Here is a 14,868-nt window from a genome sequence, read left to right on the forward strand (position 1 = left end):
CAGGGCCGACCCGATTGCCGGACCGCGACCGACGAAGCTGAGCAGTACGACACCAATCACGAGCGACAACCCGAGTGATACTCCGAGCACGAGTGTTGTTGCGGCCCATTGTGGTCCGGTCCAGAATCCGTCAGACACCCGACCCGACGGAGCCCGTTGAACAAACGCCAGCCCGGAGAGGACGATTCCGGCAACCGCGGAAACAGTAGTCACGTAGCCGGCGAAGCGGGATGCGGCGGACGACCTTCGATAACTTCCGCCCACCGTGACGCCACAATGTCCGGCGCTGATCGTCTCGGACTCTTGCGCCATCCCATGACCGTTCATCCCACCCCCGTCGACTGAACTCATTCGGTGCTGCCGGGCAGACTATCGGAGTTCGGCATCTCGGTCAGTCGCGCGTCCCCAGGCCGACCAACACTCCCGCGGCGCAGTTTCCGTCGTGCTTATAGGATCCAATAAGCGCGACGGAAACGTCACCGCGGGAACGAATTACGTATCTCAGGCGTCCTGAATCCGCGCGAACGGCCGGGCCGCCTCGAGTTCGAAGGCCAACTCGAGGAGGGTGCGTTCCTGGCCGAGGTCGGCCGCGAAGTGGATGCCCACGGGCATGCCCGATTCCGTCTGTCCCAGCGGCAGACTGATCGCCGGGGTGCCCGCGGTGTTGTTGGCCGGGGTGAAGGCGATGAACCGGGTCAGCCGGCCCATCGCCTCGTCGAAGTCGAGTGCGGGATCGAGGTATCCGATCTCCGGGGTCGCGTGGACGACGGTCGGGTTGAGGACCACGTCGAAGGTGTCGTGCAGTCCGCGGATCGCGGCCGTGGACCTCCGCAGCCCGCGGACCGCCCCGGGCAGCCGGTAGAAGTGCCGGAGCGCGCCGCGCGAGAGCCCACGGGTGAACGAGTCCACCTGGGAACGGTCGAAGCCCTTGTCGACCACCCGTTTTCCGAATCGGTCCAGCGCCAGTGCGAGCAGTGACCAGTAGTCGATGAAGTCCCGGACGTAGTCCCGGTCCACCGGCAGCGGCACCATCTCGGTGCGATGTCCGAGGGACTCGACCAGCTCGGCGGCCTCGGTGACACACCGTTGTGTGTCCCGGTCGAGCAGCGAGCCGGTCAGCGGCTCGGTGATCAGCGCGATCTTGAGCCGTTTGGTCCCCGGCCCCTCGACCAGCCCGACCGGCGGCATCCCGGGCGCGGGCCGGAAACCCTGTGTGTCGGCGAGGAATCGGGCGGTGTCGCGCACCGATCGGCTGACGATCCCGTTCGACACGAGGTCAATCGGCGCGTCCCGTGTCTCTTTCGACGCCTCGACGCGCCCGCGACTCGGCTTCAGTCCGACCAGCCCACAGATGGCGGCGGGGATGCGAATCGATCCGCCACCGTCGTTGGCGTGGGCGATCGGCAGTGCACCGGCCGCGACGAGCGCCGCGGAACCACCGGACGAGCCGCCCGACGAGTAGTCGGTGTCCCACGGGTTGCGGGTCGGCTCGCGGTCGACGAACTCCGTCGTCGAGGTCAGCCCGAAGGCCGGCATCGTCGACGCGCCGACCACATTGACGCCGCTCGCCAGGAACTGATTGGTGAACGCCTCGTTGGCCTTCGCCGGTCGTTGGGGCACCGCAGCCGAACCGTGACAGGTCGGCAGCCCCGCGAGGTCGGTGTTGTTCTTGATGATCGACGGCACCCCGATGAACGATCCCAGCGGGAAGTCGTTGTCGACCGCGCGTTTGCGCGCACGCTCGCGATCGTCGAAGGCGATGGCGTTGAGGTGCGGGTTGACGGCATCGATCCGCGCGATCGCGGCCTCGACCGCCTCGGAAGCGGAGATCTCTCCGGATGCGATGGCCTGGGCGACGCCGACCGCGTCGTGCTCGCCGAGTGCGTCGTCGGTGAACGCGTGAACGTGTTTCATTCCCGGGACCCTATCGTCTCGGCCTACCTTCTCGGCGCAGCTCCGATCATCGACAAGACGTCATCGACCAGGCCGGCGGCATGATCGGCGTCGAGCTCGAGTCCGAAGACCGCATGGTGATACAGCGGGGCGATCACGTGGTCGAGCACCTGTCGGACCGACGGCGTGGGTTCGCCGCGGTCCCACGCCCGCGCGATCATCTGTTCGGCGTGCCCACGCCGGATCTCCCAGCAGGGGCAGACCTCGACGATGTCCTCGCGCGCGGCGACCATGGCCCGAAGGTAGGCGCGGCGCTTCGGGCGTGCGATGTCGGCGGCGATGATCTGCGCCCACTCGGACAGGTCCTCGGCGAGAGTGCCGGTGTCGGGCAGGGGTTCGCCCTGCGTCAACGCCGCAACGGCGACCTCCCCGAGAAGCGCGTCGATCGTTCCCCAGCGTCGATAGATGCTGGTCGGATTCACCCCGGCGAGTTCGGCGACCTCGGGGATCGTCATCGTCTCGCGGCGTCCGGCCCCGACGAGCTGACCGACTGCCGTGTAGACCGCCGATTGCACGCGCGCGCTACGACCACCTGGACGACGGGTCGGCGAGGCGGGAGCACCAGAAATCGGGCTGTCGGGGGTGCGGGCCGTCGTCATGGAAGCCATTATTGCAAAGCTGATTGCTTTTGGAACGCAGTCCGGGCTAGTTTCTGAATGCAAACCTGTTTGCTTTAAGGAGACCTCGTGGCGCCACTGCACCCACATCGCGCGTTCTGGCTGATCGCGGCGACGTTCATGATGGTCCTGTTCGCGTCCGCGGCACCGTCGCCGCTGTACCCCGTGTATCAGGAACTGTGGGGATTCTCCGCGCTCACACTGACGCTCGTGTTCGCGGTGTACGTGGTGACCATGCTGGTGAGCCTCCTGACGGTCGGGTCTCTGTCCGATCATGTCGGCCGGCGGCCTGTCCTCGCCGTCGCGCTCGTCCTGCTCATCGCGAGCATGGTGCTGTTCGTCGTAGCCGAGGACGTCGGCACCCTACTCGCCGCGCGCGCCCTGCAAGGCCTGGCCACCGGCGCGGCGATGGGCACCTTGACCGCGACGACGGTCGATCTGCAGCCCTCGGCCCGTGCCGGATCGACGATCGTCGGCGCAGCCCCGGCGGTCGGCCTGGCGAGCGGCGTCGCCGTGGCCGGGGTGCTCGTCGAGTACGCACCCGCACCCCGCGTGCTGATCTACGAGATCATCCTCGGCCTGTTCGCCGCACTGCTGATCGCACTTCTCGTCGTCCCGGAGACCCGCGAGCGAATCGGCTTCGATTCTCGACGGCACCTGGCCGGCACGCTCGCGCCGCAGGTGCGCGTGCCTCGCGAGGTCCGCACGGTGTTCCTGGCGTCAGTTCCCGCGCTCGTCGCCACCTGGTCGCTCGGCGGCCTGTATCTCTCGCTCGGGTCGTCGGTGGTCTCCCGTGTGTTCGGTGTGGGCAACCACGGCGCGGCGGGCGCGATCCTGTTCGTCTTCTTCGCCTGCGCGGCCGTCACGTCCCTGTTCATCACCGATCGCTCGTCGACGATCAAGGCTGCGTACGGATTTCCCGCACTCGCCGCCGGCGTGGTGATCTCACTGGCCGGGGTCCTCATCGAATCCCTGCCCTTCTACATCGTCGGTTCGATCGTGGCCGGCTCGGGCTGGGCCGCCACCTTCCTCTCCGCGATGGACAACATCACCGCCGCGACACCTCCCGCGATGCGCGGTCAGGTCTTCTCGTCGGTGTTCGTGGCGAGCTACCTCGCATTCAGCGTCCCGGCCGTGATCGCCGGGATCGTCGTCTCGCACATCGGTTTGCGCGACACCATCATCGGCTACGTCGGTTACGTTCTCGCGATGGTGATGATTGCGGCGGTATTCGCGGTGACAGTGCGCCGCCGGGCAGCATCCGCAGCCCGGAACGCAGTCGAAGTCTCTCCGTCGCAACCGGAACCGGCATGCAGGGGCTGAGTCACCCGCCGACGGGCGGTCGCCATCCCACCATCCGCGTGGCCAGCTCCGCGTAGAAGCCCCCCATCTCCTCGGGCGAGAGTGACCCCCCGTCGCGATACCAGCGCGCGACATCGATCCCCATGGACAGCATCGCGTTGGTGGTGGCGAGCGAGTCAGCGACATCGAAGTCCCCGCATGCGATCCCGGCTTCGATGATCTCGCGCACCCGTCTGGTGATCTCGCGACGCATGGCCATCACCGTGTCCAGATGGTCGGGCGCGAGGGCGTTGAGTTCGTAGTTCACCACCCGACCCCCCACGTGCTCGCGCGCGTGGTGCTCGGTGAAGGCGTGGAAGATCGCCCGCAGCCGGTCGCCGGGGGACGCCGACGGATCGTCGGCGTCGTCGATCGCCGCGAGAATCGCGCGATGCCCGGCGTCGGAGATCTCGAACAGCAGCTCCTCCTTGGAGCGGAAGTGCACGTAGACCGCCGCCGAACTCATCTGCGCGCCGTTGGCGATGTCTCTCGTGGTCGTCCCGTTGAACCCCTTGGCGGCGAACGCCTCGACGGCGGCGCGCAGGAGCCGGGCCCGGGCGGCCACGGGCCGGACTTCGGGCGTCGGATCGGCAGACGGGCCCACGGTCACCTTCTCGGAACGGTCGGACTGGTCATCGCGACGAGCCCGTGATTGACAGCATCCAGCCCGCGCGGCATAGTGCAACCTATCACTAAGCAAGCGCTTAGTCATTCGTGGCTCGGTTGGGTTTCCCCAGCTTGGGTGCACACGGCAGAGGTCCCCAGTTCGACCACACCGCCCGGGGTACGGACACCCTCGACAGGAGTAGAGAAGAACCCATGCAGCTGAAATTCAGTCCTGAAGAAGAGGCCTTCCGCGAGGAGTTGCGCAGCATCTTCGCCAAGGTCCCCGAAGACGTCCGCAAGCGGTGCGAAGAGGGCAAGCTCCAGTACCCCGAGGACCTCGTCACCACGACGCGCATCCTCAACGAGCACGGTGTGGCCACCCCCAGCTGGCCGGTGGAGCACGGCGGCAAGGACTGGACCCCGATCCAGCATCACATCTACCGCGAGGAGATGAGCCTCGCGTTCGTCCCCGACATGCTGCCGTTCAACGTCGGCATGATCGGCCCGGTCATCGCCCAGTTCGGTTCCGACGAGATGAAGGAACGCTTCCTGGCCAAGACCGCCAACCTCGACATCTGGTGGTGCCAGGGCTTCTCCGAGCCAGAGGCCGGCTCCGACCTCGCCTCGCTGAAGACCCGCGCGGTCCGCGACGGCGACGACTACGTGATCAACGGACAGAAGACCTGGACCACACTCGGACAGTTCGCCGACTGGATCTTCTGCCTCGCGCGTACCAACCCCGATGTCAAGAAGCAGGCCGGCATCAGCATGTTCCTGTTCCCGATGGACACGCCGGGCGTCGAGATCCGCCCGATCCAGCTCATCGACGGCAGCTACGAGGTCAACGAGGTCTTCTTCAACGACGTCCGCGTGCCCGCCGAGAACATGGTCGGCGAGGAGAACAGCGGCTGGACCCAGGCGAAGTTCCTGCTCGGCAACGAGCGCAACGGCATCGCCCGCGTCGGTTACACCAAGGCCAAGCTCGCCCGCGCCAAGGAACTCGCCAAGCAGACCCGGACCGCCAAGGGCACCCTCCTCGACGATCCGCTGTTCGCCGCCCGCCTGGCCGAGGTCGAGAACGAACTGCTCGCCCTCGAGCTCACCCAGCTGCGCGTCGCCGCCTCGTCGGCCGACGGCAAGCCGAACCCGGCATCGTCGCTGCTCAAGCTGACCGGCAGCCAGTTGCAGCAGGCCGCCATGGAACTCCTCGCCGACATCGCGGGCCCCGACTCGCTCCCGGTCGCCCAGCTCGACGCCTCGGCTCCGAATGGCAGCGCCGAGGTGAGCGCCCCCGAATGGGCCCAGCTCGCCGCCCCGACCTACCTCAACTACCGCAAGGTCACGATCTACGGCGGGTCGTCGGAGGTCCAGCGCCAGATCATCGACAAGGCTGTCCTCGGCCTCTGAGCGCCGACCCCGCACCTTTCGACCTTTCACTAAGGAACACCATGGATTTCGAGCTTTCCGAAGAGCAGGGGATGCTGCGCGACACCGTTCGCGAGGTCCTCACCAAGACCTACGACGTCGAGACGCTGCGCAAGGTCACCGACACCGATCTCGGCTGGAGCGAGAAGGTGTGGAAGTCGCTGGCCGAGATCGGCATCCTCGGCCTCACCTTCCCGGAGGACGAGGGCGGCATGGACGCCGGCCCCGTCGAATTCACCAGTGTCATGACCGAACTCGGCCGCGCACTGGCACCTGAGCCCTACCTCGACTCGGTCCTCGTCCCCGGCTCGCTCCTCGGCCTCGCCGACGACGCGACCCGCGCCGAGCTGCGGACCGCGCTGGCGTCGGGCGAACTGCTGATGGCCTTCGCCCACACCGAGCCGGGCGACCGCTGGCCGGAGGCGCGGGTGGAGACCACCGCGTCGGCCGACGGCGTCCTCAAAGGCACCAAGAGCCTTGTCGGACATGGCGATTGCGCTGCGAAGCTGATCGTGTCGGCGCGCGACGACAACGGCGTCGGCCTCTACCTCGTCGACGCCGATGCCCAGGGCATCACCCGGACGCCGTACCGGACGCACGACCGCCGTCGCGGCGCGCAGATCGAGTTCAGCGACGTCAAGGCGACGCGACTGGGCACCGGCGACGCGTCGCAGACCATCGCCGACGCCGAGGTCGGCATCCAGACCGCACTGTGCGCCGAGGCCGTCGGCGCGATGGAGCGGAGCCTGGACCTGACCGTCGAATACCTCAAGTCGCGCAAGCAGTTCGGCGTCACGCTGTCGGCCTTCCAGGCACTGACCCACCGTGCCGCCGACATGTACGTCCAGCTCGAACTCGCTCGCAGCCTGAGCCTCTACGCGACGTCGGCGCTGGCGGATGGGATCGCCGATCCCATCATCGCGTCGCGGGCCAAGCTGCAGATCTGCCGCTCGGCGCGCCTGATCGGTCAGGAAGCGATCCAGATGCACGGCGGTATCGGTATGACCGCCGAGTACCCGATCGCCCATTACGTGAGCCGTCTGACGGCGATCAGCCACACCCTGGGCGACGCGTCGGACCATGTGACCCGCCTGGCGGAGAACATCGACACCTACGACATGCTCAGCGTCGGCTGATACCGGCTACTGTCCTTCAGCGAAGGCCCTGCGCGTTCTCGCGCGCAGGCCTTCGCTGAAGTCCTTTCGGGCGGCAGCCCGCTCGAGGTGTTGCAGTCGGGCGGCAGCCCGCTGATGTCGATGCGAGGCGAGAGGGAGCCGGATGGAACTGCTGCGGGACAACCTGGCCGCGGGGGCATCGTTCAGCCTGGTGGGGATCGCCGTGCTCGTCCTCGGCTTCGCCGCCCTCGACCTGGTGACACCGGGCCGGCTGCGGCAGCTGGTGTGGATCGAGCACAACCGCAACGCGGTGCTGCTGACCACATCGATGGTCATCGGCCTCGCGATCGTGCTGGTCTGTTCGGTCATCGACACCGAACTCCTGGAACTGTGGCGCGCGCTGCTCTACACCGTCGCGTACACGGTCTTGGCGATCGCGGTGATGATGTGGTCGTTCGTGCTGATCGACTGGCTCACACCCGGGAAGCTCGGCACGCTGCTCTTCGACGGCGCGCCGCGCAGTGACGAGACCCCCGACGACGCCGTGACCACCGGCCGCCGGGCCGCCGACGAACACCCCGCCGGGTGGATCACCGCCGCCGTCTTCCTGGCCATCGGTGCCGTCATCGGGATCACCCTGCTGGTCTGAGTTCGGCGCGACATCGCTGGTCCACGCGTTTTCCGGGGTTGACTCGGGCACCCGAACATGCTTATTGACCCTCGGCCAACAAGCACATAGGGTGAGCGACCATGACCGCAGCACTCATCGAGGAATCCATCGACATCGACGCCACGCCCGAACAGGTGTGGTCGGTGATCTCCGATCTGAAGCGCATGGGCGAGTGGAGCCCCCAGTGCAAGAAGATGATCATCCGCGGCGGCACCGTCGGGTTGGGGACCAAGACCATCAACATCAACCGCCGGGGCCCGCTGGTGTGGCCGACCACCTCCAAGGTCGTCCGGTTCACCCCGAACCAGGAACTCGGCTTCCGGGTCGCGGAGAACCACACCATCTGGAGCTACACCATCACCCCGAAGGACGCCGGGGTCACGGTCACCGAGCGGCGCGAGGTCAACGGGTCGACCACCAAGGTGTCGTCGGTACTCGTCGACAAGCTCTTCGGCGGCGCCGAGTCGTTCGAAGAGGAGCTCAAGCTCGGGATGGCCGAGACGCTGGGCAAGATCAAGCGCGCCGCCGAGTCCAACTGACCCTTCGAGACGCTCGCAAGCTCGCTCCTCAGGGAGCGGGGAGACGCTCGCAAGCTCGCACCTCAGGGAGCGGGGAGACGCTCGCCCCCTGCTCCCTGAGGAGGCCGGAGCTTGCGGAGGCCGTCACGAAGGGTCTCGCAGCCCGGTCGAAGGACCCTTCGTGACGCGCCCTCCGCAAGCTCCGGGCGCTCTCAGGGAGCAGAGGGTGGTGCTTCTTTCCGATCCAGGCGCGGGGATCAGGCTCCGCCGAGCTTGCCGATGAGCTCGGGGAGATCGGCGACCGAGTCGATGATGTGGTCGGGGTAGGGCCCGAACTCGTCACGCTGCAGCGCATGCAGCGCCTCCTCGCGGAACTTGCCGGTGCGGACCAGCACGCCGATCAGCGCCGCCGCCTGGGCACCGAGAACGTCATTGTGCATGTCGTCGCCGACCATCACCACCTGGGTCGGCTCCAGACCGAGGACCTCGGTGGCCGCCCGGAAACCGACCGGCGAGGGCTTGCCGATCGCCTTGATCTTTGCGCCCGAAGCCTTTTCGAGACCCTCGAGGTACACCCCGGTGTCGATGCTCAAGCCGTCCGCCGTCGACCAGGTCATGGACCGGTGCATCGCGATCACCGGAATCCCGTCGAGCATCATCTCCAGGACCTTGGACAGCGTGGCGTGCGTGAAGACCGAACCGGCACCGCCGAGTACCACCACCTCGGCCGACGCCGGGTCGTCGGTCAACTCCACGCCGGTCATGTCCTCGGCGATCGGGCCCTGGTTGAGCACCCACACGCGCTTGCCCGGATAGGTGGCGGCGACGTGTTCGGCGGTCAGCTTGGCGGCCGACAGGATCTCGTCCGGCTTCACCTCGAAACCGCATTCGTTGAGCGCCTCGGCGATCTCGCCACGCGAGCGGGACGTCGTGTTGGTCAAGAACATCCGCGGGATGCCCTGGTCGGCGAGATCGGCGATCGCCTCGACCGCGCCGGGCAGCGCCTGCCACGAGGTGACCATCACCCCGTCGATGTCGAACAGCAGACCCAGCGCCATGCGCACGAATGTAGTCCTCGCCCAGCGGCGTCGCAGGACGGCCCGGTCACCTGCCGGGACGACGCCATGGTCTCCGTCGACACCTGGCATGCTGAGCGGATGCGTACCGTCGTAGAGCATCAGCGCATCGTCGCGGCGTTGTTCGGCCCCGCCGAACCGTCGGAGGTCGCCGTGCCGGAATCGCTCGGCTTCGCCACGTTCACCGACGTGGACGCCCCGCTGTCGCTGCCCGGCTTCGACAACTCCGCGATGGACGGATTCGCGGTCCGCGCAGACGATCTCGCGGACGCGAGCGCCGACGAGCCGGTCACCCTGCCGGTCGCCGCGGACATCCCCGCCGGCCGTACCGACGACCTCACTCTCGAGCCGGGCACCGCGCACCGCATCATGACCGGCGCCCCGATGCCCGCGGGCGCCGACGCGGTCGTCCCGGTCGAACTGACCGACGCCGTGGTGGGCCCGGTGGCCGCGGCGCCGACCGTCACGTTCACCGCAGCACCCGAGCGCGGCAGGCACATCCGGCGCGGCGGCTCCGACATCGAGGCCGGCACCCGGGCGCTGCCGGCCGGCACGGTGATCGGCGCACCGCAGATCGGCCTGCTCGCCGCACTGGGCCTCGCCGAGATCACCGTCGCCCGGCGGCTGCGGGTCGTCGTGCTGTCCACCGGTTCTGAACTCGTCGAACCCGGAAAACCGTTGCGCCACGGGCAGATCTACGAGTCGAACGGCGCGATGCTGACCGCCGCGGTCATCGAGGCCGGCGCGGCCGGCCGTCACCTGCACTTCGTGCCCGACAACACCGCGGACTTCGCCGCGCGGCTCGACGAGGTCGCCGACGACGCCGATCTGATCATCACCTCGGGCGGTGTCAGCGCCGGCGCCTTCGAGGTGGTCAAGGACGCACTGTCGGCGACCGGGACCGTCGAGTTCGTGAAGGTTGCGATGCAGCCGGGCATGCCCCAGGGGTGCGGCCACTTCCCCTCCTCCCGCGGCCGGCGCGTGCCGATCATCACGCTGCCGGGAAATCCCGTCAGTGCACTCGTGTCCTTCGAGGTCTTCATCCGGCCCGCGCTGCGGGCCGCGATGGCACTGCCCGCCGACCGGGAACGAATCCGAGCTCGTCTCGGTGCCGACATCCGCTCACCCCGCGGCAAACGACAGTTCCTGCGGGGCGTGCTCGACGCCGGGCCTCGCGACGGGGTGGTCGGGGTGGACCCGATCGGCCCGCCGGCGTCCCATCACCTGCGCTACCTCGCCGAGGCCGACGCGCTCATCGACGTCCCCGCCGACGTCGAGGCGGTCGAGGCGGGCACCCTGGTGGACGTGCTGGTCCTGCGCTGACGACGAGGTCTCCGGGCGCGGCGCTCTAGAGTGGACGCCGATGCACCCGGCGATGCGGTGCGCACCATTTATCCGGCCTGGACACAGGCCAGAGGAGGTTGATCGTGGCCCGACGTCCGCGTCCGGACGGCTCCGGTGACACCGGCCGTGTCGCCCATTTTCTCGATCTGGCCCGAGAGACCATCCCTCCGATCCATCCGGCGGGTGTGCCGTTCGTCGCCGCGCCTGCAGCCGTCGCGCTCCTCGGGCGTCGACACCGCTGGATCGCCCGACCGGCCACGCTGACCGCCGCCGCGTGCGCAGCCTTCTTCCGGCATCCGAAGCGGGTCACCCCGACCGAACCCGGCGTGGTGGTCGCCCCCGCGGACGGGACCATCGCCCTGGTCGACGAGGCTGTCCCGCCCGCCGAGTCCGGCCTGGGCACACAGCCGCTGCCCCGGGTCTCGACCTTCCTGTCGATCTTCGACGTCCACGTGCAGCGCGTGCCGATCGCGGGCACGGTGACCACTGTGACCCACACGCCCGGCGCGTTCGTCTCCGCCGACCTCCCCGAGGCCAGCCGCGACAACGAGCGCACCACGATGACCATCCGCACCACCGCCGCAGGCGGCACGCCCGGCCCTGAGCTGGCGGTCGTGCAGATCGCCGGTCTCGTCGCCCGTCGGATCGTGTGCGAGCCGTCGGTCGGGGACTCGCTGACGATCGGCGAGACCTACGGGCTCATCCGATTCGGATCGCGCGTCGACGTCTACTTCCCGGCCGGCACCCGGCCCCGCGTCTCGGTCGGCCAGCGCGCGGTCGGCGGCGAGACCCCGTTCGCGTACCTGGATCAGTGAACTCCGGCCCGGTGAACCCGACCGACATGACCTCACCCGGCACGAACCCCGGCCGGCGACGCCCCGGCTCGCGCACCGCGCGCAACCCGACCGCGCGCTCGGCCAGCCGGCACGCACAGACACATCCGGTTCCGCGGGAGCCGGAGCGCCGGCGTCTGCGGCGCCAGGCACAGGCCAGCCGCATCGTCATCCCGTCGTCGCTGACGATCCTCGCGATCTGCGCGGGCCTGACGGCCATGCGGTCAGCGATCAACGGCGACGTCGACACCGCGATGGCTCTCCTGGTCGCGGCCGCGTTCCTCGACGGCATCGACGGTCGGGTCGCACGCCTGATGGGAGCCACGAGCCGGATCGGCGCCGAGATCGACTCGCTGGCCGACGCGATCAACTTCGGTGTGGTCCCGGCGATGATCATCTACTTCTATTTCATCGACGGGCATGACCTCGGCTGGGTGCTCGCGCTGATCTACTGCTGCGCCATCGTCCTGCGCCTCGCGAGGTTCAACACCCTGCTCGACGACGACGAGGCACCCGCGTACACCAAGGATTTCTTCGTCGGTGTCCCCGCGCCCGCCGCGGCGATCTGCGCGCTCCTGCCCATCGGGCTGGAACAACAGTTCGGCGACGGGTGGTGGACGTCGCTGCCGGCCGTCGGCGGGTGGCTGATCTTCGTCGCCTTCCTGGCCGTAAGTCGCGTCCCGACGTCCTCGCTGAAGACCGCATCGATCCCGGCTCGCGCGGTGACCGGCCTGCTGGTGCTGGTCGCCGCGGCCGCGGCACTGTTGGTGACCTTCCCGTACGTGCTGATGATGATCGCCATCGCCGGATACGTCCTGCACATCCCGTACGCGTGGCGCGCGCGCCGCTGGGTCGCCTCCCGGCCCGAGCACTGGGACGACAAACCGGCCGAGCGTCGTGCACAGCGCCGGGCGCTGCGGGCCACGTCACCTGGTGGCCGTCGTCGCAGGCCTGTCATCAACTCGCTGGGACGCCTGGGCCTGAACCGCCCCACCGGCCAAGGCGTCCCCGCGGCACGCACGACCGGCGAGACGACCGAAAGCGAGCCCGAATGACCACGCCCGCCTCCCTCACGCTGACCGCGCGTCACAACCCATCAGCGGCCGAGGCGCGACGCGGCATCATTCGGGTGCATCCCGAGGTGCTGACCGCATTGTCGCTGCGTGAATGGGACGCGGTGTCCATCACCGGCGCACGGGTCACGGCGGCCGTGGTGGCCGCGACCGAAGCCTCAGCGCCTACGGGTGTCGCTCTCCTCGACGAGATCGCGTTCTCCAACGCCGGTGTCCGGGAGAACTCGGCGGTCGTCCTCGCGCCGGTCGAGGTGCAGGGCGCGAGCCGGGTGGTGGTGAGCGGTTCGGCGCTGGCCACCCAGTCGATCACCGAATCGACGCTGCGGCGCGCACTGCTAGGCAAGGTCCTGTCCGTCGGTGACGCCGTGTCGCTCCTCCCCCGCGACCTCGGTCCCGAGCTCGCCGCCACCGAGGCCACGCGTGCGCTGGCCAGGTCGGTCGGGATCACCTGGACCACCGAGTTGCTCACCGTCACGGCAACCGAGCCCGGCCCGCCGGCGGGTGGCCGGGTGTCGGCGCCGGTCAGCGTGCAGACCAACACCGCCGTGCTGTGGTCGACCACCGCGGGCGAGGTGGCACCGCTGGGCGATCGGACCGGTCCCGGTTCACCCCGGATCCCCGGCGCCCTCGGCATGGTGTCGGAGTCCGACTCCCGCCCGCGGCCGGCCGCCGCGCCCAGCCCGGTCCGCGAGCCCGCCCGGGAGCCCGAGATCCCGGTCCGGCCGGTGTCGGAGCTGGTCGGCGTCGACTCCCAGATCACCAAGCTCACCGAGTGGCTCACCATCACCCTCGACGAGCCGGAGGTGCTGCGCACCCTCGGTGCGACACCGCGTCTCGGCGTCCTGGTCACCGGCCCGGCCGGCGGCGGCAAGGCGACCTTCGTCCGTTCGGTGTGCGCGTCGCGCACGCTGGTGACCATCGACGGCCCGACGGTCGGCGCGACGGAGGCCAACACCCGCCTGCGGACGGTCGCCGACGCGGTGGCCCGCACCCGGGCGGCCGCCGGGGTCCTGCTGATCACCGACGTCGACGCGCTGTTACCCGCCGAACCCGAACCCGTCGCCGCACTGATCCTCGACGAACTGCGTTCCGGCATCGTCGACGGCCGCATCGCACTCATCGCGACCACCGCCGAACCGGTACGCCTCGACGCCCGGTTGCGCGACCCGTCGCTCTGCGACCGGGAACTGGTCATCGGCCTCCCCGACGCCGCGACCCGGGCGCGGTTGCTCTCGGCGATCCTGTCGAACGTCCCGACCGACGGCGACCTCGACCTCACGTCGGTCGCCTCGCGCACCCCCGGTTTCGTCGCCGGGGATCTCGCCGCGCTGGCCCGCGAGGCCGCACTGCGCGCCGCGACGCGTGCGAGTGCCGAGAAGTCCGCGCCGTCGCTGCGCACCGAGGATCTCGTCGGCGCCCTCGACGTCATCCGGCCGGTGTCCCGCTCGGATTCCCCCGAAGTCGCGCTTGGCTCGATCACCCTCGCCGACGTCGGCGACATGGTCGAGACGAAACAGGCTCTGACCGAAGCGGTCCTGTGGCCGCTGCAACACCCCGACACCTTCGCCCGGCTCGGCGTCGACCCGCCGCGTGGGGTGCTGCTGTTCGGCCCGCCGGGCTGCGGCAAGACCTTCGTCGTCCGCGCGCTCGCGGCGTCGGGTCAGCTGTCGGTGCACACGGTCAAGGGCGCCGAGCTGATGGACAAGTGGGTCGGGTCGTCGGAGAAGGCGGTGCGGGATCTGTTCGCCCGTGCCCGCGAGTCGGCGCCCTCGCTGATCTTCCTCGACGAGGTCGACGCGCTGGCACCGCGCCGCGGTCAGTCCACCGACTCCGGTGTCGGCGACCGGGTGGTCGCCGCGCTGCTGACCGAACTGGACGGCGTCGAACCGCTCCAGGACGTCGTGGTGCTCGGTGCGACGAACCGACCCGACCTCATCGACCCGGCGCTGCTGCGGCCCGGGCGACTGGAACGGCTCGTCTTCGTGCCGCCGCCGGACGCCGACGCCCGCGGCGAGATCCTGCGCGCCACCGGGCGCGACGTCCCACTCGACGGAGTCGACCTCGATGAGTTGGCCGGCGACCTCGAGGGCTACTCGGCGGCCGACTGTTCGGCCCTGCTGCGCGAGGCCGCCCTGTCGGCGATGCGCCGGGACATCGACGCCGCCGCGGTGACCGTGGCCGACGTCGAGGAGGCCCGCAAGCGGGTTCGGCCGTCGCTCGATCCCGCGCAGGTCGCCGACCTCAAGGCCTACGCCGAGCGTCGGCTCGACTGAGCACCGCTGCGCTCCCCGCTGCGT

General features: G+C 69.2%; 13 protein-coding genes. 9 read left to right on the forward strand and 4 right to left on the reverse strand.

The genetic code is table 11. From position 1 onward, the window contains the following. Window positions 1–501: 501 nt before the first annotated feature. Window positions 502–1,914: an amidase gene (locus tag KB201_RS09960; RefSeq protein WP_058251331.1), complete on the reverse strand. Its 1,413-nt coding sequence runs from the start codon at window positions 1,912–1,914 to the stop codon at window positions 502–504. A gap of 23 nt (window positions 1,915–1,937) precedes the next feature. Continuing rightward, window positions 1,938–2,552 (reverse strand): TetR/AcrR family transcriptional regulator, encoded by a 615-nt coding sequence (locus KB201_RS09965; RefSeq protein WP_211539117.1) that lies wholly within the window; start codon window positions 2,550–2,552, stop codon window positions 1,938–1,940. Between the two features lie 87 nt (window positions 2,553–2,639). Between KB201_RS09965 and KB201_RS09970 the strand changes: the two genes are divergently transcribed. After that, on the forward strand, window positions 2,640–3,893 hold the full coding sequence (locus KB201_RS09970; protein ID WP_211539119.1) for an MFS transporter: 1,254 nt from the start codon (window positions 2,640–2,642) through the stop codon (window positions 3,891–3,893). A 1-nt stretch (window position 3,894) separates the two neighbouring features. Here KB201_RS09970 and KB201_RS09975 read toward each other — a convergent pair whose 3' ends face one another. Continuing rightward, window positions 3,895–4,521, reverse strand: a complete 627-nt coding sequence (locus KB201_RS09975; RefSeq protein ID WP_058251334.1) for a TetR/AcrR family transcriptional regulator — start codon at window positions 4,519–4,521, stop codon at window positions 3,895–3,897. Window positions 4,522–4,730: 209 nt separating this feature from the next. Between KB201_RS09975 and KB201_RS09980 the strand changes: the two genes are divergently transcribed. The 4 genes from KB201_RS09980 to KB201_RS09995 all read left to right on the forward strand — a co-directional run bounded on the left by KB201_RS09980 (window position 4,731) and on the right by KB201_RS09995 (window position 8,266). Beyond that, the gene (locus KB201_RS09980) at window positions 4,731–5,924 is read left to right on the forward strand and encodes an acyl-CoA dehydrogenase family protein (RefSeq protein ID WP_058251335.1); all 1,194 of its coding nucleotides are present in this window, start codon (window positions 4,731–4,733) and stop codon (window positions 5,922–5,924) included. A 41-nt stretch (window positions 5,925–5,965) separates the two neighbouring features. Then, window positions 5,966–7,078: an acyl-CoA dehydrogenase family protein gene (locus KB201_RS09985; RefSeq protein ID WP_058251336.1), complete on the forward strand. Its 1,113-nt coding sequence runs from the start codon at window positions 5,966–5,968 to the stop codon at window positions 7,076–7,078. 142 nt (window positions 7,079–7,220) lie between these two features. Then, window positions 7,221–7,706: a DUF350 domain-containing protein gene (locus KB201_RS09990; protein ID WP_058251337.1), complete on the forward strand. Its 486-nt coding sequence runs from the start codon at window positions 7,221–7,223 to the stop codon at window positions 7,704–7,706. A 101-nt stretch (window positions 7,707–7,807) separates the two neighbouring features. Continuing rightward, the gene (locus KB201_RS09995; protein ID WP_058251338.1) at window positions 7,808–8,266 is read left to right on the forward strand and encodes an SRPBCC family protein; all 459 of its coding nucleotides are present in this window, start codon (window positions 7,808–7,810) and stop codon (window positions 8,264–8,266) included. A 236-nt stretch (window positions 8,267–8,502) separates the two neighbouring features. On the opposite strand, the gene KB201_RS10000 is transcribed toward KB201_RS09995, so the two are convergent. Next, window positions 8,503–9,303, reverse strand: coding sequence for an HAD-IIA family hydrolase (locus KB201_RS10000; RefSeq protein ID WP_058251339.1), 801 nt, complete (start codon window positions 9,301–9,303; stop codon window positions 8,503–8,505). A gap of 99 nt (window positions 9,304–9,402) precedes the next feature. Between KB201_RS10000 and glp the strand changes: the two genes are divergently transcribed. From glp to KB201_RS10020, 4 genes are all read left to right on the forward strand, one after another. Further along, entirely contained in the window at window positions 9,403–10,644 is a 1,242-nt protein-coding gene (glp, locus tag KB201_RS10005) for a gephyrin-like molybdotransferase Glp (RefSeq protein WP_058251429.1), read from the forward strand. A 104-nt stretch (window positions 10,645–10,748) separates the two neighbouring features. Next, a complete protein-coding gene (locus KB201_RS10010; protein WP_058251340.1) occupies window positions 10,749–11,480 on the forward strand; it encodes a phosphatidylserine decarboxylase in 732 nt (243 codons plus the stop codon). A gap of 26 nt (window positions 11,481–11,506) precedes the next feature. Next, on the forward strand, window positions 11,507–12,553 hold the full coding sequence (locus KB201_RS10015; RefSeq protein WP_223258885.1) for a phosphatidylcholine/phosphatidylserine synthase: 1,047 nt from the start codon (window positions 11,507–11,509) through the stop codon (window positions 12,551–12,553). Then, window positions 12,550–14,844 carry an AAA family ATPase gene (locus KB201_RS10020; RefSeq protein WP_211539126.1) on the forward strand — a complete coding sequence of 765 codons (2,295 nt, stop codon included), beginning with the start codon at window positions 12,550–12,552 and terminating at the stop codon, window positions 14,842–14,844. The genes KB201_RS10015 and KB201_RS10020 overlap by 4 nt, the downstream gene beginning before the upstream one ends. Window positions 14,845–14,868: the final 24 nt, after the last annotated feature.

The organism is Gordonia sp. SCSIO 19800, assembly GCF_018132775.1.
GTDB lineage: Bacteria > Actinomycetota > Actinomycetes > Mycobacteriales > Mycobacteriaceae > Gordonia > Gordonia hongkongensis.

Coding starts and splice junctions, on each gene's coding strand:
- KB201_RS09995 (WP_058251338.1), top strand. CDS start 7,808: ATGACCGCAGCACTCATCGAGGAATCCATCGACATCGACGCCACGCCC.
- KB201_RS09985 (WP_058251336.1), top strand. CDS start 5,966: ATGGATTTCGAGCTTTCCGAAGAGCAGGGGATGCTGCGCGACACCGTT.
- glp (WP_058251429.1), top strand. CDS start 9,403: ATGCGTACCGTCGTAGAGCATCAGCGCATCGTCGCGGCGTTGTTCGGC.
- KB201_RS10000 (WP_058251339.1), bottom strand. CDS start 9,303: ATGGCGCTGGGTCTGCTGTTCGACATCGACGGGGTGATGGTCACCTCG.
- KB201_RS09965 (WP_211539117.1), bottom strand. CDS start 2,552: ATGACGACGGCCCGCACCCCCGACAGCCCGATTTCTGGTGCTCCCGCC.
- KB201_RS09990 (WP_058251337.1), top strand. CDS start 7,221: ATGGAACTGCTGCGGGACAACCTGGCCGCGGGGGCATCGTTCAGCCTG.
- KB201_RS09960 (WP_058251331.1), bottom strand. CDS start 1,914: ATGAAACACGTTCACGCGTTCACCGACGACGCACTCGGCGAGCACGAC.
- KB201_RS10020 (WP_211539126.1), top strand. CDS start 12,550: ATGACCACGCCCGCCTCCCTCACGCTGACCGCGCGTCACAACCCATCA.
- KB201_RS10015 (WP_223258885.1), top strand. CDS start 11,507: ATGACCTCACCCGGCACGAACCCCGGCCGGCGACGCCCCGGCTCGCGC.
- KB201_RS09980 (WP_058251335.1), top strand. CDS start 4,731: ATGCAGCTGAAATTCAGTCCTGAAGAAGAGGCCTTCCGCGAGGAGTTG.